The following is a 24,673-nucleotide window of genomic DNA, read 5'->3' as shown; positions in this document are numbered from 1 at the left end:
CGAAATTATGCTTTGCCTAAATGCCATTATCAATTGTCGAAATGACCAATAGACAATCATCACGATAGGGGTATACTGGTTCTACCATTTCTAAAACACATGGAGAACAAAAATGGTTACTGCTGGATCTAAACCCGGAACAGGCTTCTATTTTTGTGTCAAATGCGGACACCGCACCTACTTAGAAATTGGTACTGATCGTTTACCACCGTGTACCAAATGCCAAGGCAATCAATTTAACAATAAGAATGCCTAAGCTGCAAAACACTAACAGTTACCCGCTGTTAAGAAAGAAAAGCCCTATCACTCGATAGGGCTTTTTTGTTAATTTATCCTTAGGCATAAAATATAACAACATTTCAGCGGTGAGGTCAGAGCATGGAAACAATATTAGGCTTATGTATCGGTGTTGGGCTCAGTGCAGCGTGCGGCTTCCGTGTGTTTGTACCATTGCTAGTGATGAGCGTGGCATCATTACTCGGTTGGTTTGAGCCCATGCAAGGCTTTGAATGGCTAGCTATGCCAGCAGTATGTATCGGTTTAGCCGTGGCAACAATCTCTGAAATTGGCGCTTACTATATACCCTGGGTAGACAACGCACTCGACACCATTTCCACCCCCGCAGCCATGATTGCAGGAACACTCGCAACAATGGCAGTAAGCAGTGGGGAAATGTCGCAGTTTGCCAGTTGGGCAGCGGCAATTATTGTCGGTGGTGGTACTGCAACCGCTGTACAAATGAGCACGGTTGCTGCTCGTGGTGTATCAACAGCGACTACAGGTGGTATCGCAAATCCTGTCCTTTCAACAGGTGAATGGGTAGGGGCATTGGTACTTTCAGTACTGAGTTTCTTAATTCCTGTTTTCGTGGTGATCTTGGTGATTGCTATTGTCATTTGGTTGGTTCGACGCATCCGTCAGAAAAACCAAATACATGTCGATACGCCACTATAAATGCAGGTCATTTAAAGGCGTGCTTCAATTTTAAAAATTAAATCAATAGCCCTACAATCTCATTGGTTTGTAGGTTTTTTTTATGCTGTCAAAGTTGAATTAGATTGAATAATCAAAGTGAACTGAATACCATCGGCACATTAAAAATAGCGATAGCAAAACAGTAACGTAATGAATAATCAGCAAGAATTAAAAGGATTGGGTGGATGGCTCATCGTCATGGGGATTGGCGTGATTCTTTCACCTATCGTCCTATTATATGAGGGCTTTAGCTTATTAGAATTTTTTAAACAAGATGGTGTGAGCCAACTCAACAACCCCGCTTCAGATATTTATTACCCTGCATTACTCTGGTTTATTTTGGGTGAATGTGTGGTTAATTTGGTTTTGCTGCTTTTGTCGCTATATGCAGCCTATCTATTTTTTAGTAAGCATTACCGTTTCCCGAAATTTTATATTGGACTCATGATTGGTTATCTACTGGTTTTATTTGCCGACTGTGTCATTTCCGAGCTACTCATTCCACAAGAATCTGCCTTTGATTCTGAAACCATCACCGAATTGGCAAAGAGTGCCTTACGCTGTGTAATTTGGGTGCCGTATTTACTCATGTCAGTTCGCGTAAAAAATACCTTCATTGAACATCGCAAAATGTATCAAGATGCAAAATAGAAGCCGCGTCAACTCAAGCTGCTAAGTTTGAGTTGAACACAGTCAAAAATTCACATTAAAGCTCAAGTATCAAACAAGCAGGGCGGTTAAAAAATAAATTAAAATAATGATTGATTTTTAAACAATAAACACATAATTTTAGTAGGTGGTTAATAAACACATACTTTTTTTATGGATTTAATTTGTATGTTGAATTTGAAGAATAAATGACTTGGGGACATGTGAATGATTAAGTTTATTGTGGATGAAAATGCGCTTAGCGATGGCTCACACCTAATACACAATGGTAGTCGTAGCTGCGAAGATATGCCCATATTTGATGACCAAATACTGATAGGTTATTTTGCCAATTATGAACTGGCGTATAAGCGTGCACGCATGAGTTGGCCAACGGAAAAGATCAAAGGGTGTAGCAAATGCTGTGAGGCTTAAGCGACCTTAAAATGCATAAAATATGTTTAAAACCCATTAAATTAGATTTTATTTAAAGCCTAAACACATGTGAAAACTCTGCCAGCAGGTGGAGTTTTTTATTGAGCTATGAATCGGTTATGTGGAAGATTTTATTGGGAGAATACGACTTGATAAAACTCATCTTTATACTGAACAAAGATGCGTACATCAAAAATGCATCGTTCTACATGAATAATCTTGGCTGATGCTTTATAAAGTAGAACAAGACAGTGAAAAAACAATAAGGATGACGTTCATAATGAAGAGCAAAAATAAAAAGATATGTCGATTGATCACGGCGTTCATTGTGGCAGCATGCTTAAACACCATAACCTATGCAGCCGAACCTTTGTCTGCCGAGCAAATTCAACTGCAAAAAGATCAGGAAAAATACCAAGCCTATATACCTAAAAATTATGAGCTGTTTGAAGCACTGCAAGGTGATCTCAACCAAGACGCAAAAAACGATGTGGTACTTATCGTTAAAGCCACGGACCCTAAAGCGTGGGTGCATGATGAATATCGGGGTGATTTAGACCGTAATCGCCGTGGCATCCTCGTGTTAGTCAATAAAAATGGCGCATACCAAAAGGTGTTACAGAACCTGTCGCTTTTTTCCTCAGAAAACGAAGATGGTGGCGTTTATTTTGCGCCTGAACTTGCCCCATCTGTAGAGAAGGGAAATTTAAAAATTCATTATGCACATGGGCGCTATGGTTATTGGACATACACCTTCCGCCTTGAAGGCAATGATATGCGTTTGATTGGTTACGATGATTCTTCGAATCATGGGCCTTATATAGATAATGAAACCAGTATCAATTTTTTAACTCAGAAAAACTTGTGCGGGATAACCTCAACAAAAATTATGAAGATGATACAACGCGTTTTAAAGAAACGTGGAGCCGTGTAAAAGTTGCCCCCATTTACCTGTCAAAAATAAAAGATATTGAAGACTTAGATAGCTCAACATGGTAATGATTTAATCTGATCTTCAGTTGCTGAGTATAAAATTATCATTAAATGTTTAATTGGAGATCTGCCATGAACATGATGCAATTCAGTGATTTTTTGTTGTATAGCGCATTGATCAACTACGCGATTTTGATCATTTGGTTCCTGCTGTTTATTTTTGCCAAAGATTGGATGAAAAGCCTGCATGGACAATGGTTTAAGTTAACAGATCAACAGTTTGATGTTGTCCATTATAGTGGCATGGCGATCTATAAAATTGGTATTTTGCTGCTCAATCTCGTGCCATTTATTGCATTAAAATTATTGAGTTAATGCCTGCTAGATCGTCTTTTGAAACAAGAGATATCAGCTAAATATCAGTTGCGTATAAATTCTACGCAGTATTAAGCTTAAACCGACAAAGAAAAAAATTGGAGCGGGCTGAATGAATGGGAAAACAGAGTGTCGGGCGTGTTTGGTCTGTAAAAAAAATTATCCGCTAAAAAATATGATTCCTATGGGAACCGTACGTAAAGTTATTACTGAAGTCATTGCTCAAGATTATCCAGACTGGTCGGTGCAAGACTATATCTGTCAGACCGATTTAACCCAATACCGCATGCAGTATGTGCAGTCGATTCTACGTTCAGAGCAGGGTGAAGTATCCAACTTAGAATATGAAGTACTAAACAGTATGCAGCAGCATGACTTAATCAGTAAAAATGTTGAAGATAAACTCGAACAGCAATGGACTTTTGGTGAACGCCTTGCCGATAAAATTGCAACCTTTGGCGGTAGTTGGGCATTTCTGATCTGTTTTTCTGCATTCTTGGCGGTCTGGATTTTGGTCAATACTGTAGTGATGGTGAAGCATCCCGCCGATCCGTATCCTTTTATTTTACTCAACCTCATGCTGTCATGTTTGGCTGCAATACAAGCACCAATTATTATGATGAGCCAGAACCGTCAGGAAGCCAAAGACCGAATGCGTTCGGAAAATGATTATCAGGTAAATTTAAAGGCTGAACTGGAAATTCGCCATTTACATGAAAAAATTGATCACCTCTTGATGCATCAATGGGACAGATTGGCGAAAATTCAGGAAATACAGTTAGATTTACTTTCAGAAATGAGCAAGAAGAAACAATAGTGAGGATGCTTCGGTGAAAGTTGTCTTTTTTTAGGGCTTATTTAGTGAAATTATTTCTTCTTAAAACGTTATTTTGTGCGATAAAAATAGCGAATTTACGTCCTAAAGGGAAAAAATACTTGGTTTGATGATGCCTGCGAAAAATATTCCTTAATTTGCTAAAAATTGCGCAATCTTCGGGAATTAATCCCTAAGGGCTTTGGCTAATATAAGTCTCAAGGGTGTGATAGAGATTGGAAAGAGTAGCATGCTGTCAGTGGTGCAAAACACGCGTACAGTACTCACCCAAAAGGTCTCGATTCAGCTTAGGACGCTATAAACCAGAAGTTTATAGGCTAAAGATCATGACTTACAAAGTGATGATAGTTGAAGTAAACAATATGTTTTCTCTTATACCACCCAAAAAATTTCAAACTGAATAAAAATTTTAGAACAATAATAAGCCTATTAAAAAAGAGTCATTGAAGGTTAAGTTTTGAATTCATTTGTCTATATTCTAAATATCTCATCAAATTTTCTATCTATCCAATTCATCGCCGATTTTTTATGTCCCGCTTTTAATTAGTGCTTTTTCTTATTGAAATAAAGTTGTCTTGCTCTTTAGCTCAAATAAGGTGGGTCAGGGCAATAAAATATTTCAATAATACGCAGACATTGAATGCTAATAATCGAAAAATGGCCTGATTTGGGAAAAAATTTGTATATCATTAAATTTAGTGGGAAATATTTTTATAAACAGCTCAAATGGGTGGAATTGGGGGAAACAATCCCTCGGTCATTTGTCTACTATATATCTCAAGGGTGTTACAGAGATTGAAAAGAGTAGCATGCTGTCAGTGGTGCAAAACACGTGTACAGTACTCACCCAAAAGGTCTCGATTCAGCTTAGGACGCTATAAATCAGAAGTTTATAGGCTATAAGATCATGACTTACAAAGTGATGATAGTTGAAGTAAACAACACTGTTTTCTCTTACACCCTAAAAAATTTTTAAGAATTCAATCTAATCATAAAAACTCCATGCAACTTTAAACTTTTCCAAAGACTTATGTTCTAAAAACTCTCAAATTGTTATCCTGCACTGGTTATTCAAATCACAGGCTGAGTTGTTCGTGCGCTATCTAGATAAAATCATTCAATATTGTGAGCAAGCCAAGCAGACTCAACCTGAGCGCATCTTTGTATATTCAAAAGCTGAACCGCTGGATTTGTGTGCACATTATATTTATGTCATTGAACAAGTGGGTGGGGATATTCAGCAAAGCTATGATGACTTCGCAGCATTTAAAGCGCGGAAAACCCATGCCTGTGCCAAGTTAAATCAACCCAATACAATCCTCTATGTTGGTTCATCGCGTACAGGGGTTCACAAGCGTTTGAAACAGCATTTAGGCTTTGGGCCAAAAGGAACCTATGCATTGCACATGAATGAGTGGTTTCAGGGGGAATATCAAATCAGCTTAAGACAATATCCAGCGACGATTGCCCCTCAAGTATTGCAATTGCTGGAAGATGACTTGGCACAAAGTTTAAAACCGGCGTTTGGCAAATTAGGTGCAAATCATCAATAGTATTTTGGGGATTATAGACATACTTAAGCACAACGTAGGTTTTACTATAAACTGAAGATTGACAGCAAATCATGCACTTGTTATTTTGCCGACTTTCTCCCGCAACGCAGTTTCTCATGCCTTTAGATCCAAATTTTGTCTATACGCCGCCTCAAGACCCACTTCGAATTTTGTATGAAGATGCTGACTTGGTAGTGATTGAGAAACCTGCGGAATTATTGTCTGTTCCTGGTCGTTTACCTGAGCATTTTGACAGTGCTTATTATCGAGTTTTAGAAAAATTTCCCGAAGCGAAGATTACTCATCGTTTAGATATGGCAACGTCAGGTATTTTGATGTTCGCAAAACATCGGGATGCAGAAGTTGCTGTGAGTAAGATGTTCCAAGCTCGGACGGTAAAGAAAAAATATATTGCTTTAGTACAAGGCAAGCTTGAAGGTGAGGGCAGTGTGGATGTGCCTTTAATCACTGACTGGGAAAACCGACCAAGACAAATTGTGCATTTTGAATTGGGTAAACCATCAAAAACGCTATATCAAGCGGTGAGTTATGATTCAGTATTTGATATTACGCGAGTAGAGTTGACCCCTGTTACTGGGCGATCACATCAGTTACGTGTACACATGCAGCATATCGGTCATCCCATTACGGGCGATCAACTTTATCACCCGAATGCCAAACAAAGTACCTTAGGACGTATGGCTCTGCATGCTTGTGACTTAGCTTTTACTCAGCCGTTGTCGCAGCAAGCCATTCATATCCACTGTGCCCCGGAATTTTAATCACATACGATGGATAGATTGCTTTCACGGGCTGAATGAAAATGGAATTTATGTTAATCAGCTGAGTTGAATGCAGATGACTTTTTTACTTATTTTAAAATTTAATTTATAACTAAAAATCCCCACTTTTGGGGATAGAACTGAAAGTTAAATTCATATATTGATAATAGATTAAAGTGCAATCTCTATAATAAAAAATAATTTATATAATATTATTTTTGACTTTAATGTTTTTTAAAATTAAATTTTTTAAAAAACAATGTATTGTTTCACTATTTATGTTTATTTTGATCGGAAATGATTATCTTATTTATATAATTCTGCTAATATAAATCTAATATTGTTTATTATTAACTTTTGTGGTTTTTTAGTTTCATTTTAAATGACTATTAATTATAAGAGTTCGATTTTTAGGATAGGCAAATGCTAAATATTGCTTTCATCTCCCTGATTGTACTGCTAGTCATTATTATTATGATTCTGTTGCAACGTAAGTCTAAAACAGATCAACATTTTCGTTCATTACAAGAAAACTTAGACCATACACGGGTTAAGCTGGCAGAAACTGAAGCGCAACATGATGATTTAAATTTTGAGATTAGCCAACTCCGTATCCAAAATAGTGGGTTAAAAATTCAGGTTGATAAAGTTAAGAAGTATCAAGATATTGTTGATATTGAAAATTATGTTGAACATCGTACTTTGCAAGCCAATGGCTTACTTGAAGTGACGAAAATTAATGCCGACATTATGCTGCAAGATATTAAGTCACACATTGAGCAGGTTCGCCAATTTTTACAACAGGTACAGAAAAAAGCACAGCAACAGGCGGAGGCTGGCACACGAGCGCATCTGAAAAGTGTGTATAACCAAGTGATGGATCAGCAGGAACTTGAACAAATTTCACAAGCCTTACAGCATAAAATTCAGAGCAATAAAGATCAGTTCTTTTTGCCTGTGCCGAATTTAATTAGCCAGCTGATAGATGGTTTTGATGAGCATGCCGCAGCACAAAATTTATTGGCGGTCCGTTGCAAAATTATTGATGCGATGGAGCAGCAGGCCAGCGCTGCTTGTAATTATGTGGATGAAGATCGTCGTTTAGCCTCTATTCAATTGTTTAGTTTGGTTTTTAATAGCCGCGCAGATTTGTATTTGGCTCAATTGAATCTAAATAATTTAGGGGAATTGATTCAAGCATTAAAAGATGACTTTAGCTTGCTTAATATGCATGGCATACATTTTAGTCAATCTCAACTATTTGAAAGTTATCGTGATTTACGTGTTGAAGAGCTAAAAATGGCGGCAATTTTGCTGCAACTTAAGCAAACTGAAAATGCCATAAGAGAATCTGTTTAAAGTCTATTAGACAACAAAAAAGACTGCACATGCTGCAGTCTTTTTTTATGATGAAAATGCAGATTAGTGCTGCAAATTGCAACAATTATCCGTTAATCTATGATCAACAGAATAAAATTGATAAACGATAAGGAAAGTAAAATGTCGCGTGATTTTAAACAATTTCCAGACGATGATAACGGTAATGTGCTGTGGCAAATGCAAGAAGATGGCGATGATCTAAGCGTGCCGCACGAAATTGAATATTCGATTGCATTTTCTACCGAAGAGCTTGCCGAAAAGTGTGCTTTATATCTGTTAAAAGAAGAGCAAAAAATCTCGCTCTTTCAAGATGAAGAATCTGACAGTGTGGAATGGATCATAACCATTTATGTCTATATGGAACCTGACTACGAAGATATTGTCGATCTCGAACAATGGTTTACCAAAATAGCTGAACAGCACTCAGGTCAATATGATGGTTGGGGCTGCATGGCATATATCTATGAAGATGATGATTTAGATGAAGAAGGTCAATTAAGCTAAATCTTAAATTTTTTGTATCTATTCAATTCACCCAGTTAGCGACTGGGTGAATTGTTTTTTATCTTTAAAATATTTTGATTTAGGGATCTATCACAGATACCAATCTCCTTTATCGCTATGAATTTGACACATATAACAATAAAATCTTTATTTTTTAAATTATTGATAATAAAAAAATTTTTTGATTCACAAAAATATACAGGGTGTCACCATGCTGAAATAGGATTTGTCAGCAAATTTGAATACCATAAAAGAGATTCTATGTGCATTGCAGTTTGGACGAATTGATTTCAATCAATCCAATCCAATGTTATACGGGATAGTCCCAAACAATTAAAAAAGGAAGGCATAAAATGAGTAATACAGTCCGCTTACATCGCGTTTTTAGTGCACCACCTGAACGGGTATTTCGGGCATTTGTTGATCATGATGCCTTAGTTAAATGGATGCCACCTCATGGCTTCACAGCGCATGTTGAACACTCGGATGTGCGAAAAGGTGGTTCTTATCGTATGTCATTTACAAACTTTTCTACAGGTATGAAGCATTCATTTCATGGTGACTATCATGAAGTGGTTGAAAACAAATTACTGCGTTATACCGATCAGTTTGATATGCCAGAATTGGCAGGTGAAATTGAAGTGACAATTGAACTAAAAGAAGTCTCGGTTGGGACGGATGTGACGATTGTTCAAGCAGGTCTACCGAGTGTAATTCCAGCCGATGCATGTTATTTGGGTTGGCAGGAATCTTTGCAACTCTTATCTTTTTTAGTTAATCCTGCTATTCCAGATGAATAAAGAGATAGATCGTCTGATTTTTCATGAGGATCGATGAATCATGACTATAGAGATTAAGCGCATATATGACGATATTGCCCCGACAGATGGTGCACGTATTTTGGTGGATCGTTTATGGCCGCGCGGTATGAGTAAAGAAAAAGCGCAGATAAGCTTATGGCCGAAGGAACTCACGCCTTCGACAGAATTGCGGCGTTGGTATCATCAAGATGAGGCAATGGAGCTTAGATGGCCAGAGTTTCAACAACGCTATGCACAAGAACTCGATGCACAACAAGAAAGTTTGCATCAATTACAGGCGTTGGCACAGCATAGAGATTTAACCTTGTTGACTGCAGCGAAAAATATGCAAAATAATCACGCGCACATTTTAAAAGCAGTTTTATTGAAAGCACATAAAAGGAAACAAAAGGAGAGTGCGCCCAAAGAATAAAGAACAATGGGTTTTAGACGAGCAATAAGTGAATGATAAAAAACCTTATTTAAAATAGGGTTTTTAAGTCGATGAAATCAAGAACAATGGTATATTGAGACCTTTATAGCATTGATACGCTATATCTTTTTTTTTGAGGTTTTTTATGTCTTTACCGAATTGTCCCCAATGTAACTCAGAATATACTTATAACGATGGCGATTTACTTATTTGTCCAGAATGCTCACATGAATGGCGTGAGGGTGAAAGTACAAGCGAAGAACAGGCCGTTATTAAGGATGCCAACGGCAATCTATTGACCGATGGTGATACTGTGACTGTCGTGAAAGATTTAAAAATTAAAGGTTCTTCATCAGTTGTGAAAGTGGGAACCAAAGTTAAAAATATTCGGTTATTGACGGATGCAGCAGATGGTCACGATATCGATTGCAAGATTGATGGTATTGGCGCGATGAAATTAAAATCTGAATATGTGAAAAAAGTTTAAGCCAAATTTAATCTTTTAGATCGCGAAACACCGATTAGCCTAAACAGCATTTCGTGTTGTTTAGGACGCTTTGCAAATAAAGCACACTCTGCCTTTAATTTAAACTCAGCTTTCAGTCGAATCACGGCATAATAAAGCACTAATTTTTCAATGGTGTTCACCATGCCGCATATTCATTTGGAATATTCAGACAATCTTGACATTCAAGCCCGTCCTTTATTAAAAGCGCTGAACAATGCTTTATTTGCAACAGGGCATGTGAATGCAATCAATGACATTAAAAGTCGTGCCGTAGTCCAACATGAGTACGTTGTGGGCTTGGATGATCAATCAAATCTGGCTTATGTCCATGCCAAGGTGTCACTATTGACTGGCCGTAGCATCGAAGTACAACAACAAATTTCCGAAAGCTTACTTGATGTGTTGAAAAAGCATGTTTCAACGACGCATGAATTACAGCTTTGCGTTGAAATGTTAGAAATGAATAAAGCAACCTATTCGAAATTGGTACTTAGTGCTAAAGCATAGAATATAAGCTCATTGGACTGACTCAGTTTAGATAGCTTGATGATTGCTGCAAAAACCCAATACAACCGGCGCTGTCCGGTTTTTTTATGGGTTGAAAATGAGTAGCTTTAAATATGAAAAAAGCCTTTAAATTGTTTCATAAATAAACAGACATGCTGTAAAAAAAAAGCATTGAAAAGTGTGATGGAGTTCATTTATATTCGAAGTATCAAGTGCAATTTTATAAACAATAAATCTTGATGAAATAAGCGTTAAAACAATTATTAATAAGGGGATACGTATGTCTGGTTGGTATGAAATTAGTCAATCAAGTGATCAGCAATACCGTTTTGTACTTAAAGCAGGGAACGGTGAAATCATCTTGACCAGTGAACTCTATAAAGCCAAAGCTTCTGCTCACAATGGCATTGAGTCGGTACAAAAAAATAGTGCAGATGATAGTCGTTATGATCGACTTACTGCAAAAAATGGTAAGCCCTATTTCAATTTGAAAGCAGTAAACCATCAAATCATTGGATCAAGTCAATTTTATGCTTCTGAACAATCACGTGACAAAGGTATTGAATCTGTGAAAACCAATGGGCCGAGTACCCAAATTAAAGATTTAACAAACTAATATTGAAGTTTCGACTGATTTATAAGTTAAAGCTTAAAACTGTTTTTTAAAATATTAGCTTATAACCATCAGTTGTTCTGCATAGGTTTAAAAGTGGTTCTTGAATATTGTATATCTATGAAAAATTCTCATTGAATTTATTGTAAATATCACACTATTCCACGGTACAAGGATGTACCATAATTGCACTAGGATGTGTGGTGAATCATGAAAAAACAGAATCGTATTTGGTTATACGGGCTGTTTGCCCTCTGTATATTTCTTTTAGGTGGCTTTATTGCATCACCTTACTGGGTGCTGTATCAAATTCGGCAAGCTTTTGAACAAAATCAGCCAGAGAAGATTTCTCAATATATTGATTTTCCAGCAGTGAAGGCCAGTCTCAAGCCCCAAATTCAGCAGTTGATTGATGATCGTTCTGGCTTAAGTCAGATGCCTGATATTTTACAATCTTGGGGAGGAAAACTTAGTGCTTTAGCGAGTGATGCTGTTGTGGACGCGACCGTCAATCCCACAACATTGATGTTGTTAATGCAAGGCAAAGCCTTAAAAGATTCAATTCAAATTTCAAATCAACCGCATTTGAAAACTTTAGATCATTTAGCACGTTCAATCAGCCAGATTTCAAATCGTGCAGATCAAAATCAGCCAACTGCTCAGGCAAATTCGACCTTGGGTCAGTCAGCCAAACCTAATCCAAAGACTTTAAAACGTGCTTCCGCAGGCTATAGCGCGTGGAATCGTTTTGATATTCATATTCCTGTAGAAACGGAGAACGCTGTAGACATAGATAAAACCACATTTAGCATGCAGCGAAATGGAGTGAGCTGGAAAATTGTTTCAATTCAGCTCGCTACAGATTAAGCAAAGAAAAATGTTATTATAAAATGCACATGAATGGTGGCAAGAATGCAAGACAAAATTAAGATTTTAGGTGATCAACACATTGGACAAGAAATTAAGCAATTTTTAGCGCGTTGGGATGAAGTGGTATGCCAGTTAAAAATACAAAATATTGCTGAACTTTGTGCGGCAGATGTATGTTTTTTCGATGCCAGCGGAGAAATGTACGGTTTCATGGCCTATCAAAAAATGTGGGAAGCCTACCGAGAATATTTTAGAGATGGATTGAAAGTATTTCGTCGTGATGTGGTGATCCAAGCCGATACGACACAAGCTTTTGTTCATTGTTACTCTAAAATTGACAATGAAAATGGTGTGGCAACGCCTGGCATTACATGGTGTCGTTCAACCATTGGTTTACGTAAATCAGATACAAAATGGAAAATTATACATCAGCATATTTCCGTTCCAGTTGATATATTGACCCATCGCAGTAAGCCAATTACGTTCTCATCTTAAAATGAGCAAATTCTAAAATTTATAACAGGGCATTGAAAGCCCTGTTTTTTTTGCAAATCATTACATGAAAAATATATTCATCACGGGGACAGAAGCCTAAATTAAAAGAACGATTCATGGCTAAGGACAATAACAATGGATCATAAAAATAATAAAGAGCAGCAGGATGCAAATGCACTGCAAGATGAAAATTCACCAAGTTTACAAAAGTTAAAAACTGAGTCGGAAGCACCAACGGCAGATTTTCAAAAGTTAATTCGAATGACTGCTGGGTTTGTGATTTGTACCATCCTGATTGCAGCCTTATATCTTGGAAAAGATATTTTAATTCCATTGGCATTGGCGATTTTATTGGCCTTTTTAGTTGATCCTTTGGTGATGCGCCTACGCAAATGGGGGCTGCCACAATTAGCTTCGATTATTTTAGTTGTGGCTTTGGTACTGGCAATTTTATCTGGAGCAGCGTCCTATTTAGGTTTTCAATTGGGTCAGTTAAGCCAAGAATTACCACAATATCATGGCACCATTCAGAAAAAGATGAATTCCTTGCGGCAATATGCGCGCGGACCAAGCGTGTGGGATGGCGCAAAAAACACCTTAGATACAGTTGAAAACTCGATTGAAAATGTAGTGCCTGAAAAGAAAGACCCAAATGTACAAGAAGTCAAAATCGTTGGTCAGGAGCAAACCACTGCTGAAGCTGCGATGGAGTGGAGTGATAAAGTGCTTAATCCGCTGGCAACAGCGGGTATCGTTTTTCTATTTGTCATCTTAATTTTAGTGAATCGCAAAGATTTGCATGATCGCTTTTTAAAACTATTGGGTGGAAACCTGAACATTGGGACTGAGGCCTTAGATGAAGCTGCTAATCGCATTGGAACTTACTTGCGGATGCAATTAACGGTGAATGTCACCTATGGCATTCCAATGGCATTCGGTCTTTGGTTTATTGGGGTTCCTGCCGCCATTATGTGGGGCATGGTCGCCATTGTGATGCGTTTTGTTCCCTATGTTGGTCCCATGATTTCCGCTATCTTCCCCATTGTATTGGCCTTTGCCGTAGATCCAACATGGCATATGGTCCTGTGGACAGTCGGGCTAATATTATTACTGGAGTTAATCAGTAATAACATTGTCGAACCGTGGCTCTATGGGGAAAGTACGGGCTTATCAACATTGGCAATTATTCTCTCTGCAACATTTTGGGCATCTATTTGGGGACCGATTGGACTGATTTTATCTACACCTTTGACCGCTTGTTTATTGGTATTATCCAATTATGTACCATCGCTGGGCTTTGTTAAAACCCTCATCGGCAGTGCTCCTGCACTTGAACCACATGAACGTTTTTATCAGCGCTTGGTGGCGGATGATGTAAACGATGCAATGGATGTAGCGAATAGTTTTATTGCGGCAAAATTACCGAAAAAGCCGACACCTGAAATGAAAGTACGCCGAGTCAATGTGTTCTATGAGCAAGTGGCAATACCTGCAATTCGGATTTTTTCTCGTGGACACAATACCGATGCTAGTGCAGAACATCGCTTGCGCTTACATCAAGGACTAAAACTATTTAATCATACTTTTCAGCAAGCCTATCCCGTAGATACAAAAGAGATTTCACCTGAAGTATGGTGTGCGGGTGCCCGTTGGGAAATTGACGTCCAAGTTTCAACGATGGTCGCACATAGCCTGAATTTAGGAGGTATTCCAGCGCAGTCTTCCAAAGACATCTTGATTCAACATCAGCACCAAGATTTTACTCAGCTAGCAGAATCAATCGAAATCATCTGTATTTCTATCTTTCATACGGCGCCAGAAGCGCAGATTCGATTGCTCAGTCATAGCTTTCGTGCGCAATTCCCAGCAAAAAAACTGATTTTTGCTTTGTGGAGTTGTGACGATATTCAACGTTTAGATCTCATCAAAGAAAATTTTTCTCTCGATGCGGTGGTAAATAATCTCAATGATTTATGTTTAAGTATTGAAGCACTACGTTTAAGGCAGGGGGAATCTTGGTTAGAGGAACCTGATACTGAGTTAGAAGAAGAGCGGCTAAAAGCTTTGGACGAGCTCAATGTACTAGATGAACGTAATCAAACCATTTATGAACAATATGTTGAGGAAGCACGACAAGCATTTGATGTGAAATATGCGCAGATTTCTTGGGTTAAACAAGATTGGGTCTATACTCCATGTAGTCCGCTGGGTAATCCAGCTACCGAGCCAATGCACATGCGGCAATCTAAGCAAGATGCCGTGTGCAGTCATTTGGTCTATCAAAATGAAAATATCATCATAGAAGACTTGCAGCGCGACCCACGCTTTGCCCATTTACCCGAGTTAATGCATAACCGTATTCGGTTTTATGCAGGCGTGGTATTACGTAATAGTAAAGGCATGTCCTTAGGTAGCTTTTGCATATTAGATCGTCAGCCCAAAGAATTAACCGAAAATGATATGAGCCTCTTAAAAGCACTTGCTGAGGATTTGATGCACACCATTGGCGATGAAAATATTCGACGCAGAAAGTTAGAAGAAATTCAGCAACTGAGTGATTCATCGTCATGAATGTATTGTAATAAATGCATGTGACTAGTATTTGATCTTTCATGGAACTATGATGGATACAATATAATCTTTAAGAGCCATAGACATGAAAAATAGCAATGTCATCTGGCCGTCTATAATCAGCCTTGCTGCTGTCCTGTATAGTGTATTGGGTCATGCTCAGATTCAAGGAACTTATTTTTCCCATAAGGATTGGGAGATTGCTTGTGACAATACTGGAACGTGTCGTGTTGCAGGCTATCAAGCAGATGAAGAAAACCAAGCCATTTCTGTTTTGTTACAACGTGCTGCGGGGCCACAGGCTCAAGTCAATGCGCGGGTAAAAATTAATAATAAGCATGTGGGAACTGAACTTACACAACTACAATTGTTGATCGCAGGACAAAATCAGGGCAGTATCCAGATTGATGCCAAAACAGCAGAAGGGCAGTTGAGTGCCATTCAAACACAGAAATTGGTTCAAGCCTTACAAGGCACGCAGCCGATTATCTGGACATGGAAAAATCAAGAATGGAAGCTTTCTGTACAAGGTGCAACGGCAGCATTGCTACGTATGGATGATTTTCAAAAACGCATAGGTACAAACTCTGCATTGCTGAGAAAAACCACAGTATCTTCCGCACAAGTCTTAAAGCCGCAAAGCATTCCAAAAGTTAATATTAGAAACTATGTTATTGGGATGCAAAGTCGGTATACGGTCCAGTCGCAGGCCGCACAACAACTTTTCGAAAAAATTAAAAAACAAACTAACGCAGAGCTTTGCCCACAGCTTTATGACGGCAATTTTTTAACAGATGATCGTCTTATAATTTTTCCTCTAAATAGCCAAAATGTTTTGGCTGAGGTGCCGTGTTGGCGTGGTGCTTATAATGTCGGACATAGCTATTGGGTTATGGATCGAGGTCTAAAACAGATTAAGCAAAGCGTTACATTTATAGATAACAGTTTTAGTGAAGGACAGATTTTTTCAAATCAACGAGGTCGTGGTATAGGGGATTGTTTAAGCGTTGAGGAATGGGCTTGGAACGGGCAACGATTTATCAAAACCTATAAAGCGCAAACCACCATGTGTAAAGGTTTTAGTGGTGGTGCATGGGATATTCCAAGTTTGATCAGTCGAGTACAAATCGGCTCTTGAATAAAACTTTGTTCTAATAAAAAGCCCTGATGAACAGGGCTTTTTAGGGAAAGTATTTATGTCACATTAAAATCGTTTCGGGATTTTTTGGCCACCTGCAACGGGTGATTCAGCAATTTGCAAAACCCCAAATAACCATGCTTCAGCATGTTGCACAGCGACTTTTAATTCGTCACCTAAGGCTAAACGACCTGCAATAAAGCTTGCCAATGAACAGCCTGAACCATGATATTCACCTTCCAGACGCGGGCAGCGTGTTTGTGAAACCAGCTCACCATTGATATAGAGTGAGTTCTGAATGTAGTCTGGGGTATCTTCATGACCACCTTTGACTAAAACTGCTTGAGCACCCATTTCAAATAACTTGGATGTGGCTTGAGTAATGTCTTCGACACCTGTAAGCGCACGAAGTTCAACAGTATTTGGTGTTAGCACGGTTGCGAGTGGAATCAATTGCATAAAGGATTTGACTAAGGTTGCTTGATCTCCAAGTGAGCCGCCACTATTGGCAACTAAAACAGGGTCAAGCACATAGCGATATTCAGGATGCTCTAATAAAAATTCGGCCAATGCGGCAATATTTTCTGTCGTGCCTAACATACCCGATTTTACACAGCGAATCGGTAAATCACCGACCACAGCATGTGCTTGAGCAAGCAATAATTCACGTGAAGTTGCGCTAAATGAAAAGACTTGCTGAGAGTTTTGTACAGTTAATGCGGTACAGGCAATTGCGGCATGTGCACCACTTTGGCCGATAGCTTCAATATCAGCCTGTAGACCTGCACCACCTGATGGATCGAGACCAGAAAAGCAAAGTACAGTCGGGCGCACGGTGATGTCCTTATTACACAAAATTTGCGATAGTATAGGCAACTTTGAACGAACACTCGATAGTATTTTTGCTGAATTGAAGGGATATGGGATAGTCTGTGATTAAGAATATATTGATCGACCTTGATGGCACATTAACAGACCCGAAAGTAGGGATTACCACCTCAGCACGTTATGGCCTGGAGAAAATTGGGCATCCAATTTCAGAAGATACCAATATTGATTGGATCATTGGTCCGCCATTAAAAGCATCTTTGGCAAAAATCTTAAATGTAGATGTGCATGATGTTTTGGCGGAAAAAGCGCTAATGGGTTACCGTGAGCGTTTTGCGGTGACGGGTTTATTTGAAAATAAGGTCTATGCGGGCGTTGCGGAAACTTTGGCGCAATTACAAAAAATGGGTTTTAAACTCTTTGTCGCAACGGCGAAGCCAACGGTCTATGCACGTCAAATTTTAGATCATTTTGATTTAGCACAATATTTTACGGTCATTTATGGTAGCGAGCTGAATGGTGAGCGGACCAATAAGGGCGACTTAATTGAATATATTTTGCAGCAAGAACAGTTGATCGCAGCTGAATGCATCATGGTTGGTGACCGTGAGTATGACATTTTAGGTGCACGCCGTAATGGCATTCAAGGCATTGGCGTGAGTTATGGTTATGGCAGTCCCGAAGAGTTAAAAAATGCTGAACCTGCATACCAAATTGCAGCATTTTCAGAGTTAATTGCGTGTCTTGAAAATATTTAATAAGCGAATTGAGCTTTAATCCTCTTCCGCCATGCTATGACGGCTCGAGTCCATGACTGAGTAAAACGACAGCCACCACAAAGACAAGAGTGAGGCACAATAATTTGAGAAAGCGAGAATGATCATTCTTGAGCGTATCAGGTTCGAGTGCTTCGCCATCTTTGTCATAGACATTGACCAAATGAGCGTTGTTGCCTAAAGCCATTTCTTTGATGGCTTGTAGTTCGAGCGCGGTCACTTGTTGATCTGAACGGTTAATCAATTGAATGAAAACCATTGGCTGCCCAAACTCGTACCATTTGCAATCTATGCCTTGCATCAGTTGATTGAAACAGCGTTCGGCAATATTAAAGTCACGAGCAAAACTTCCCAAGTCCATAAATGAAACAGGGCAGTCTTCTTGCGCAACTACATCATGTTCTCGGTTGAGGACTTGCATACGATGATCGCTGATTTGTACCCAAATGGCGTCAGGAAATGACGCTAAATTTTCTTTTAACATAGCCAACAGATTTAATTATTTTTTTAGTCTGCCTAAGTATGTCACTGATTTTTTATTAAAAAAAGTACGTTCATCGAAATCTTAAGTAAATGAAGTCACAAGATTGTCCCTGATATAGAAAAGAGTATCTCAATAAATTTTTGTAAGGTGGCTTGTCTTCATATTTTAGATTTGAAAAAATTAAAGAAATAAAATAATACAGCTGATTGTTCATGCCTAATTCTTTTCTTATTCCACGTGAATGGCTTAAACCGTTGTTACCACGGGACCCGCATGAAAAGCACCGTGTTGCCACCTCGTTAGAACTACTCTTTGACCTGATCTTTGTGGTGGCGATTGCCACAGCAGGGCAACAATTGCATCACGCAATGATTCACAATCATGTTGCACAAGGTTTGACGCTCTATGGCATGGTGTTCTTTGCCTTATGGTGGGCATGGATGAATTTTAGCTGGTTTGCTTCGGCTTATGACAATGATGATGCCTTATATCGGATTTTGACCTTTGTGCAGATTATCGGTTCCTTAGTGATTGCTGCCGGTATTCCATATGCATTTCAACAGCAAGATTTTGATGTGATTATCATTGGTTATGCCATTATGCGGCTAGGTTTAGTCACCCAGTGGTTTCGGGTGGCGAAAAATGATCTTGCTCGACGTAAAACTGCTCTTCGTTATGCTTTTGGCATTATTATCGTGCAATGTGGCTGGTTGCTTTTTCACTTTACACCGATACATTTTAGTGTGTATTTGTTTGTGCTTTTGGCAATTGCAGAGCTATGTGTGCCAATTTTTGCTGAGGCGGCCAACCGAACCCCATGGCATGCACATCATATTGCTGAGCGTTATTCATTGTTAACTATCATTGTATTGGGTGAATCCATCGTTGGTTGTTCAATTGCAATTAGTGATGCACTGAGCAATCAACGATTTAGCACTGAACTGCTGTTTCTTATGATTGGTGGATTAATCATGATGTTCACCATGTGGTGGTCGTATTTTGATACCAGTATTGCGGAGCGCTTGAATAGCCGAAAAATGGCATTTACATGGGGCTATGGGCATTTCTTTGTTTTTATCAGTATTGCTGCCATTGGCGCAGGTCTGGCGGCTGCCGTTGATGTTGTGTCACATGAAGCTTTAATCAGCTCAGAGAAAGAAAGTTATTTTGTCGCAATTAGCTTGATCATTTACACCACCAGTTTATACGTCTTGCATGAACTGCATCATCAGCATGGATTGAAAAAATTATTGTATCCACTGACTGTGGTGATTGTACTGTGCATTCCATTGCTGATCACGCCAGCAGGTTATGCCATTTTTGCGATGGCTGTGGTCTATGCACTGCGTTTGATGTTTTCGAAGTGTTACTTATCGCAATAAGTTAATTATTTGATTTATCAAATAAATCGTTATATAAGTTGTGTGTTATACGATATTAACAAGTATAAAAATTATTGAAAAAGAGGGTGTAATGAAAGGTCAAATTTTAGATTTTTCTGTGCAGACCAATACAGGTGTCATTAGTGGCGATGATCAAAATCGTTACCAATTTTCTGGACGTGATTGGATGGGGCAATCTTCACCTGCACGTGGTCAATTTATTGATTTTGAAATTAAGGGCGTTGGTCATGCAACCAATATTTACTTAATTTCAGTGCCGAATGCTTTGGGTACTCAATATGGTCAAAAGAGTCGTATTGTTGCCGCAATTTTGGCATTTTTTCTGGGTGGTTTCGGTATCCATAAGTTTTACTTAGGCCGTATTGGGTGGGGGATTGTCTATTTACTCTTCTGTTGGACCTTTATCCCATCGATCGTGGCATTTATTGAATTTATTATATATTTATGTACGTCAGATGAAGACTTTGCGCGTAAATATGGCTAATAACTTTTGACAAAAGATAAGGCGCATAGTGCGCCTTATTTTATTGTTGCAGATCGCGAGCGGGTTGGCCCCATTGATTTGTCTCGGCTTTAGTATCTGTCGCCCACCATATAATCAGTGGAATAATTCCAATGATTGTGAGCATTAATAGCTGCCACCAGCCTGAACGTCCAGTGTCGTGTAGTCGACGTGCACCAACAGCTAAACTTGGAATAAGTAAGACCACACTGGAAATATTTTCTAACCAAGGTTCACTGCCTATGACTAAATCGCAAACAGAGGCAAGTATGCTGACCAATATACAAAATAGCCAAAAGAACCAAAATTCTTTACGTCGAGCGCGACCTTCAAATTCAGCAAATTTCTTCAGTGGTTTGAATGACCACGCGAAAAAATCATAGTTTTCCTCTTCTTCACTGTAGTTAGTTCGCGTATTCGTAGCAAAACTGTGTTGGTGTAATGCAATATAGACTTGAATCGCTTGTCCACTTTCATCCAAAGCAAAATCAACCTGATCCCCACGTGCAGGCGGTCTTTGGCCACGCCATTCGTGACCAGCAAATTGATAATGTTTTCCATCTTCAGCACTGATCACACCCGTATTGGTTTGGATCGAAAAATCTAAAATTTGTCCTTTCATATTTTTCCCAAGTTGACTTATTTTTAATAATCTAGTGAACCAATCATCTAGCCTTATCTATGGGTTATTTTGCAGGTTGTCCCCATTGGTTTACTTCAGGTTTGGTTTCCGTTGCAAGCCAAATTAGAACCAGAATTGGTCCAACGAGTGGAATCATTTGCATTAACCAATACCAACCAGATTTATTAATATCATGCAAACGACGTACTGCCACAGAAATTGATGGAATAACCATTGCTAAGATGAATATAACCGTAAATATGCCATTGGTTCCAAGTACCGAATCGACTATAAGTGTAATAATGATTGCGATAATATAGACCAATACAAAAAACCAATATTCTTTACGACGTGCACGTCCAGTAAAGTTTGCATAATTTTTTAGACATTTTACAAACCAGTCAATCATGTTGAATTGTGATTCTGATTGATCTTGATTTGAAATTTTATCGAGTTGCTGTGAAATTTGTTGAATAGGATTGCTGCTGCCAAGAGCATTGAATACTTGAATGACTTGACCTTCTGGACTGATATCGAAATCTACATGATCGCCACGTTTAGGTGAATTTTGGCCACGCCATTCGGCACCTGTAAATTCATAGCGATTTTGATCATCAGCACTTATGATGCCTGAATTGGTTTGTACTGAATAATCTAATATCTGACCTTTCATTATGTCCTCTATTATTATGTGATTTTTATTAATTGATGTATTTTTATACTGTTTTATATTAGCAGAATACGAATTAAATTAAATGCATAGATATGCTTGGGCAAATAAATTTCTTCATAAAAAAAGCGGAACACTTTAGTTCCGCTTTTTTTATGCTGACGTCATGCGACACATTGTTTGTCATTGTGAGAATTTAAATTCAATAACTTAGGAAGTATTGCGACACATGATGACAAGAAGTAACGACACAACCTCTGTCAATTTCCGAAAACATATTTTCAAGTCATTATTGAAGAGTAGTCTATTAGTCAGAAAAAAGATATTCAATTGTTTCTTCCGAAATAATTTTGTTTTCTTCTTCCGAAAGGGAAAGTCTATCAGTTAGTTCATTTAAGCCTTCGAACTGTTGTGTCATAAATATTTCAAGAGGTGAGTAATTGTCTAACACAATTTTTTTATCACTCTTAATATAGCAGTTTGCGAAAACTTTAAGAGTTCCATAATTACCATCTAGTTTTGTAAAGAAAAATAAATATGGGAAAGCTTCTGATAAATTGATTACATAATTTCTTACCTCTTCTATTTCATATAATTCCCTGATATCGTGATTGTAGCCATCAAACGAAAACTCAATTTTTCTACGCATTTTAAGTGCAAGATTGTCGCTCATTATCAGATATTCTAATTTGGATAAAACTCTAGTTAAATCATTAGTTTCAACTTCTTCACGTGAAATTTTTATGACTAAGACGTCAGGCAAACAGTGTTCAAAGAAGGAGCCATTATCTCTAATGCCTATTTCCGCCATAATTTCATTAATTAATTTAGTACTTGAATTTAGGTAATTCTGAAAATTATTTAATAGGTTAGGTGGCTCGCAATTTCGCCATCTGCCATCATTCATAACAAAAAAAATAGTTTTTTCTGATTCAATATCACACCTGTAATTTTTATAAATCAATCCTAAGTTTTCTAAAATATCAACATCTCTATTGTCGTATCCTCCCCAAGTGGTTGAGCTAACTAATTCGCTAATACCATATGGATAGTATTTATTAATAATATCATTGAATTTTAATGGTGGTCTGAATATATCCAATGCGCCAAAATAAATTCTTTTTTTATTGTCCGAGGAAGCTTTCATAAAATAATTTGGCATGTACTCAAAATTGGAGCCTTTTGATAGGGTATTGTAAATGGTAAATATACCTGTGGATGGATTGAATAAATGAAAATCTAAAGAGCTATTTGGGAATTCATGTTGTAAGTTGTCGATATTTCTTATTATTCTTTCGCACCATATATTGTTGTCTTTGAGTAAAATTTCTATTTCTTTCTTAAGTGCTGTAATGTGAGAAATATCTGATAAAGATATGTTTTTTTTGATATGTCCACTGCCTGAAAGAGAGCCATTAAATCCTTTTAACTCTTCTATTAAAATATCTTTTGTAAGGAGTTTGTTTCTTTCAAAAGCACCAAATTTAATTATTTCAGTTAATATGAAATTTTCGTTGTTGAAATAATCATGAAATTTAGCTGGATAACCAATTTCACCATCATCACTGTATGGAAGCGGTTCAAGACCTGAGACTGCCTCATGCAAAATACATAGTTTTTCTACTTCATCTATATCTTCAATTATAGATATAGTTTCTTCATATATATCATTACAACTTTCTAATAAGTCTGTATATTGTTGTACTGTTCTTATTTGTGATGCACAAAATATAACATATGAATATAATTCTAATTTTGAATTTTTACTTGGACCAAAAATTGCTTCTAATGCACTCTTACGTTTTTCATGAGGTATTGATGGTATTGAATTTTTAAGTTCAAAAATAGCTATAATATAGTCATTGATTTTCTTTTCTATATAGCTTTCTTTAATGGTTTTAATGCCTTTGGAAAGATTGTCAAAGTTTTTATACCAAAATATTTCGTACCATGGGGCTATAAATCTTCCTTCATTAATTTTTAAAGGTACTACTTTCTCAGCAGTAATAGAATTTGATGTATCATCAATATTTAACTTCATTCCTGTGATTGATATATTAGCCATGCTCAGAAATCTAGAGTAGGGTACTATTAGCTCAGACCACTCGGTTGAAGCAATTATTACTCTAACTTCATCTTCTCTGGCACCAAAATGTAATTTAACCCCTTCCACATACTTTAATATTTCGTGTAAAGTTTCTCTCGTAGCAGGCTTACTTCTCTTCAATTCTATAAGTACATGATTTCCCTTTGTGTCTTGGGCATAAATATCAATAAAACCTTTAGTTCCAAGATCATTTGGAATGTATTGTTCTTTTTCTTGTAATATTAAACCGTCTTCTATTACATGAAGATTAACTGCTAAAATATCTCTAATTTCTGATTCTTTCATTGATAGTTCTACTATATCAGTGGCTATTTAAAAATGTTTTCGGCATCAATAGCTTATATGCTCTTGCTCTCAAGAGGAAGTGAGGATTAACTTGGTTTAGTAATTGATTTGCCGTGCAAATAGTATAATTTTCTAAGTTTCCTAGCCATTCTAAAAGACTAGATTTTCCCATTCCCGCTTCACCTACAATAATCAATGAATTAGTTATTTCAAGTATTTCATATTGAATACAGGATATGCAGCACCTTGGATATTTAATTTATTAAAAAATTTTAAGAAAAAGAAAATTTCTTTATATTTTATAATATGGCTTTAAATCATTGGGAAAAAACAGCACCTCCGAGAGCCAATAAGTTAAGGAAATCTATGGATTTCTTTTTTATTGATAGTCAAGTTAAATTACAAGTTGAAAATTTACCTAAATGGAAAATTGATACGCATTGTAAGGATTTAGCTAATAAAGGAATGCAAAGAGGTTTCTTTAGTTCTGAAGTTGTTAAGAAGACTTAAATCTAAAAAAATTTAGTTTAAGTAACCTTCGCATATTATATATTATTGATACTTTCAATATGTGTCAGTTTTACTCCATGAAACTGCATGTAATGTTTAATAAAAAACCGCCAATAATGGCGGTTTTTTTT

28 protein-coding genes and 1 pseudogene are annotated in these 24,673 nt (G+C 37.6%); 24 read left to right on the top strand and 5 right to left on the bottom strand.

Annotation, left to right across the window (positions count from 1 at the left end):
- Nucleotides 1–112: 112 nt before the first annotated feature.
- From B9T33_RS13575 to B9T33_RS13480, 20 genes and pseudogenes are all read left to right on the top strand, one after another.
- Complete coding sequence (locus tag B9T33_RS13575; RefSeq protein WP_086179435.1) at nucleotides 113–256, top strand: zinc ribbon-containing protein; 144 nt, start codon at nucleotides 113–115, stop codon at nucleotides 254–256.
- Nucleotides 257–378: 122 nt separating this feature from the next.
- Complete coding sequence (locus tag B9T33_RS13570) at nucleotides 379–954, top strand: DUF4126 domain-containing protein (RefSeq protein ID WP_086179434.1); 576 nt, start codon at nucleotides 379–381, stop codon at nucleotides 952–954.
- A 171-nt stretch (nucleotides 955–1,125) separates the two neighbouring features.
- A complete protein-coding gene (locus B9T33_RS13565) occupies nucleotides 1,126–1,626 on the top strand; it encodes a DUF2569 domain-containing protein (RefSeq protein WP_086179433.1) in 501 nt (166 codons plus the stop codon).
- 225 nt (nucleotides 1,627–1,851) lie between these two features.
- A complete protein-coding gene (locus B9T33_RS13560; protein ID WP_086179432.1) occupies nucleotides 1,852–2,058 on the top strand; it encodes a hypothetical protein in 207 nt (68 codons plus the stop codon).
- Between the two features lie 280 nt (nucleotides 2,059–2,338).
- Nucleotides 2,339–3,057, top strand: a pseudogene (locus tag B9T33_RS13555) (hypothetical protein).
- Between the two features lie 66 nt (nucleotides 3,058–3,123).
- Nucleotides 3,124–3,366 (top strand): DUF6868 family protein, encoded by a 243-nt coding sequence (locus tag B9T33_RS13550; RefSeq protein ID WP_086179431.1) that lies wholly within the window; start codon nucleotides 3,124–3,126, stop codon nucleotides 3,364–3,366.
- 112 nt (nucleotides 3,367–3,478) lie between these two features.
- Nucleotides 3,479–4,183: a DUF1003 domain-containing protein gene (locus B9T33_RS13545; protein WP_086179430.1), complete on the top strand. Its 705-nt coding sequence runs from the start codon at nucleotides 3,479–3,481 to the stop codon at nucleotides 4,181–4,183.
- A gap of 1,112 nt (nucleotides 4,184–5,295) precedes the next feature.
- Nucleotides 5,296–5,754: a hypothetical protein gene (locus B9T33_RS13540; protein ID WP_086179429.1), complete on the top strand. Its 459-nt coding sequence runs from the start codon at nucleotides 5,296–5,298 to the stop codon at nucleotides 5,752–5,754.
- 116 nt (nucleotides 5,755–5,870) lie between these two features.
- The gene (locus tag B9T33_RS13535; RefSeq protein ID WP_086179428.1) at nucleotides 5,871–6,536 is read left to right on the top strand and encodes an RluA family pseudouridine synthase; all 666 of its coding nucleotides are present in this window, start codon (nucleotides 5,871–5,873) and stop codon (nucleotides 6,534–6,536) included.
- 423 nt (nucleotides 6,537–6,959) lie between these two features.
- Nucleotides 6,960–7,895: a hypothetical protein gene (locus B9T33_RS13530; RefSeq protein ID WP_086179427.1), complete on the top strand. Its 936-nt coding sequence runs from the start codon at nucleotides 6,960–6,962 to the stop codon at nucleotides 7,893–7,895.
- A 141-nt stretch (nucleotides 7,896–8,036) separates the two neighbouring features.
- Nucleotides 8,037–8,420, top strand: a complete 384-nt coding sequence (locus tag B9T33_RS13525) for a ribonuclease E inhibitor RraB (RefSeq protein ID WP_086179426.1) — start codon at nucleotides 8,037–8,039, stop codon at nucleotides 8,418–8,420.
- 353 nt (nucleotides 8,421–8,773) lie between these two features.
- Nucleotides 8,774–9,220, top strand: coding sequence for an SRPBCC family protein (locus B9T33_RS13520; RefSeq protein ID WP_086179425.1), 447 nt, complete (start codon nucleotides 8,774–8,776; stop codon nucleotides 9,218–9,220).
- A gap of 40 nt (nucleotides 9,221–9,260) precedes the next feature.
- The gene (locus B9T33_RS13515; RefSeq protein WP_086179424.1) at nucleotides 9,261–9,653 is read left to right on the top strand and encodes a DUF488 domain-containing protein; all 393 of its coding nucleotides are present in this window, start codon (nucleotides 9,261–9,263) and stop codon (nucleotides 9,651–9,653) included.
- A 145-nt stretch (nucleotides 9,654–9,798) separates the two neighbouring features.
- Nucleotides 9,799–10,140 (top strand): zinc ribbon domain-containing protein YjdM, encoded by a 342-nt coding sequence (locus B9T33_RS13510; RefSeq protein ID WP_086179423.1) that lies wholly within the window; start codon nucleotides 9,799–9,801, stop codon nucleotides 10,138–10,140.
- 162 nt (nucleotides 10,141–10,302) lie between these two features.
- Nucleotides 10,303–10,668 (top strand): 5-carboxymethyl-2-hydroxymuconate Delta-isomerase, encoded by a 366-nt coding sequence (locus tag B9T33_RS13505; protein ID WP_086179422.1) that lies wholly within the window; start codon nucleotides 10,303–10,305, stop codon nucleotides 10,666–10,668.
- A 280-nt stretch (nucleotides 10,669–10,948) separates the two neighbouring features.
- Nucleotides 10,949–11,284, top strand: coding sequence for a YegP family protein (locus tag B9T33_RS13500; protein WP_086179421.1), 336 nt, complete (start codon nucleotides 10,949–10,951; stop codon nucleotides 11,282–11,284).
- A gap of 207 nt (nucleotides 11,285–11,491) precedes the next feature.
- A complete protein-coding gene (locus B9T33_RS13495; RefSeq protein WP_086179420.1) occupies nucleotides 11,492–12,148 on the top strand; it encodes a DUF2939 domain-containing protein in 657 nt (218 codons plus the stop codon).
- A 45-nt stretch (nucleotides 12,149–12,193) separates the two neighbouring features.
- Nucleotides 12,194–12,646 carry a YybH family protein gene (locus B9T33_RS13490; protein ID WP_228145833.1) on the top strand — a complete coding sequence of 151 codons (453 nt, stop codon included), beginning with the start codon at nucleotides 12,194–12,196 and terminating at the stop codon, nucleotides 12,644–12,646.
- Nucleotides 12,647–12,781: 135 nt separating this feature from the next.
- On the top strand, nucleotides 12,782–15,217 hold the full coding sequence (locus B9T33_RS13485) for an AI-2E family transporter (RefSeq protein ID WP_086179419.1): 2,436 nt from the start codon (nucleotides 12,782–12,784) through the stop codon (nucleotides 15,215–15,217).
- An 85-nt stretch (nucleotides 15,218–15,302) separates the two neighbouring features.
- Nucleotides 15,303–16,355 (top strand): DUF1176 domain-containing protein, encoded by a 1,053-nt coding sequence (locus B9T33_RS13480; protein WP_086179418.1) that lies wholly within the window; start codon nucleotides 15,303–15,305, stop codon nucleotides 16,353–16,355.
- A 66-nt stretch (nucleotides 16,356–16,421) separates the two neighbouring features.
- On the opposite strand, the gene B9T33_RS13475 is transcribed toward B9T33_RS13480, so the two are convergent.
- Entirely contained in the window at nucleotides 16,422–17,189 is a 768-nt protein-coding gene (locus tag B9T33_RS13475; protein ID WP_086179417.1) for a hydroxymethylpyrimidine/phosphomethylpyrimidine kinase, read from the bottom strand.
- A 98-nt stretch (nucleotides 17,190–17,287) separates the two neighbouring features.
- Here B9T33_RS13475 and B9T33_RS13470 point away from each other — a divergent pair, with 98 nt between their 5' ends.
- Complete coding sequence (locus B9T33_RS13470; RefSeq protein ID WP_086179416.1) at nucleotides 17,288–17,941, top strand: HAD-IA family hydrolase; 654 nt, start codon at nucleotides 17,288–17,290, stop codon at nucleotides 17,939–17,941.
- A 34-nt stretch (nucleotides 17,942–17,975) separates the two neighbouring features.
- Here B9T33_RS13470 and B9T33_RS13465 read toward each other — a convergent pair whose 3' ends face one another.
- On the bottom strand, nucleotides 17,976–18,443 hold the full coding sequence (locus tag B9T33_RS13465; RefSeq protein ID WP_086179415.1) for a hypothetical protein: 468 nt from the start codon (nucleotides 18,441–18,443) through the stop codon (nucleotides 17,976–17,978).
- Nucleotides 18,444–18,655: 212 nt separating this feature from the next.
- Between B9T33_RS13465 and B9T33_RS13460 the strand changes: the two genes are divergently transcribed.
- Together B9T33_RS13460 and B9T33_RS13455 are read left to right on the top strand one after the other, a co-directional pair.
- A complete protein-coding gene (locus B9T33_RS13460) occupies nucleotides 18,656–19,825 on the top strand; it encodes a low temperature requirement protein A (protein ID WP_086179414.1) in 1,170 nt (389 codons plus the stop codon).
- 91 nt (nucleotides 19,826–19,916) lie between these two features.
- On the top strand, nucleotides 19,917–20,330 hold the full coding sequence (locus B9T33_RS13455) for a TM2 domain-containing protein (RefSeq protein ID WP_213033202.1): 414 nt from the start codon (nucleotides 19,917–19,919) through the stop codon (nucleotides 20,328–20,330).
- 40 nt (nucleotides 20,331–20,370) lie between these two features.
- Here B9T33_RS13455 and B9T33_RS13450 read toward each other — a convergent pair whose 3' ends face one another.
- The 3 genes from B9T33_RS13450 to B9T33_RS13440 form a co-directional block, all read right to left on the bottom strand.
- On the bottom strand, nucleotides 20,371–20,970 hold the full coding sequence (locus tag B9T33_RS13450) for a DUF805 domain-containing protein (RefSeq protein WP_086179413.1): 600 nt from the start codon (nucleotides 20,968–20,970) through the stop codon (nucleotides 20,371–20,373).
- Nucleotides 20,971–21,034: 64 nt separating this feature from the next.
- Nucleotides 21,035–21,643 carry a DUF805 domain-containing protein gene (locus tag B9T33_RS13445; RefSeq protein ID WP_086179412.1) on the bottom strand — a complete coding sequence of 203 codons (609 nt, stop codon included), beginning with the start codon at nucleotides 21,641–21,643 and terminating at the stop codon, nucleotides 21,035–21,037.
- A gap of 304 nt (nucleotides 21,644–21,947) precedes the next feature.
- A complete protein-coding gene (locus B9T33_RS13440) occupies nucleotides 21,948–24,032 on the bottom strand; it encodes an endonuclease NucS domain-containing protein (protein ID WP_086179411.1) in 2,085 nt (694 codons plus the stop codon).
- 306 nt (nucleotides 24,033–24,338) lie between these two features.
- On the opposite strand from B9T33_RS13440, the gene B9T33_RS13435 reads away from it, so the two are divergent.
- Nucleotides 24,339–24,542 (top strand): hypothetical protein, encoded by a 204-nt coding sequence (locus tag B9T33_RS13435; RefSeq protein WP_086179410.1) that lies wholly within the window; start codon nucleotides 24,339–24,341, stop codon nucleotides 24,540–24,542.
- Nucleotides 24,543–24,673 lie beyond the last annotated feature (131 nt).

The sequence above is a fragment of the Acinetobacter sp. ANC 5054 genome (genome assembly GCF_002135295.1).
GTDB lineage: Bacteria > Pseudomonadota > Gammaproteobacteria > Pseudomonadales > Moraxellaceae > Acinetobacter.
Note: the sequence above shows the minus strand (reverse complement) of the source record. Positions and strands in the feature narration are given on the sequence as shown.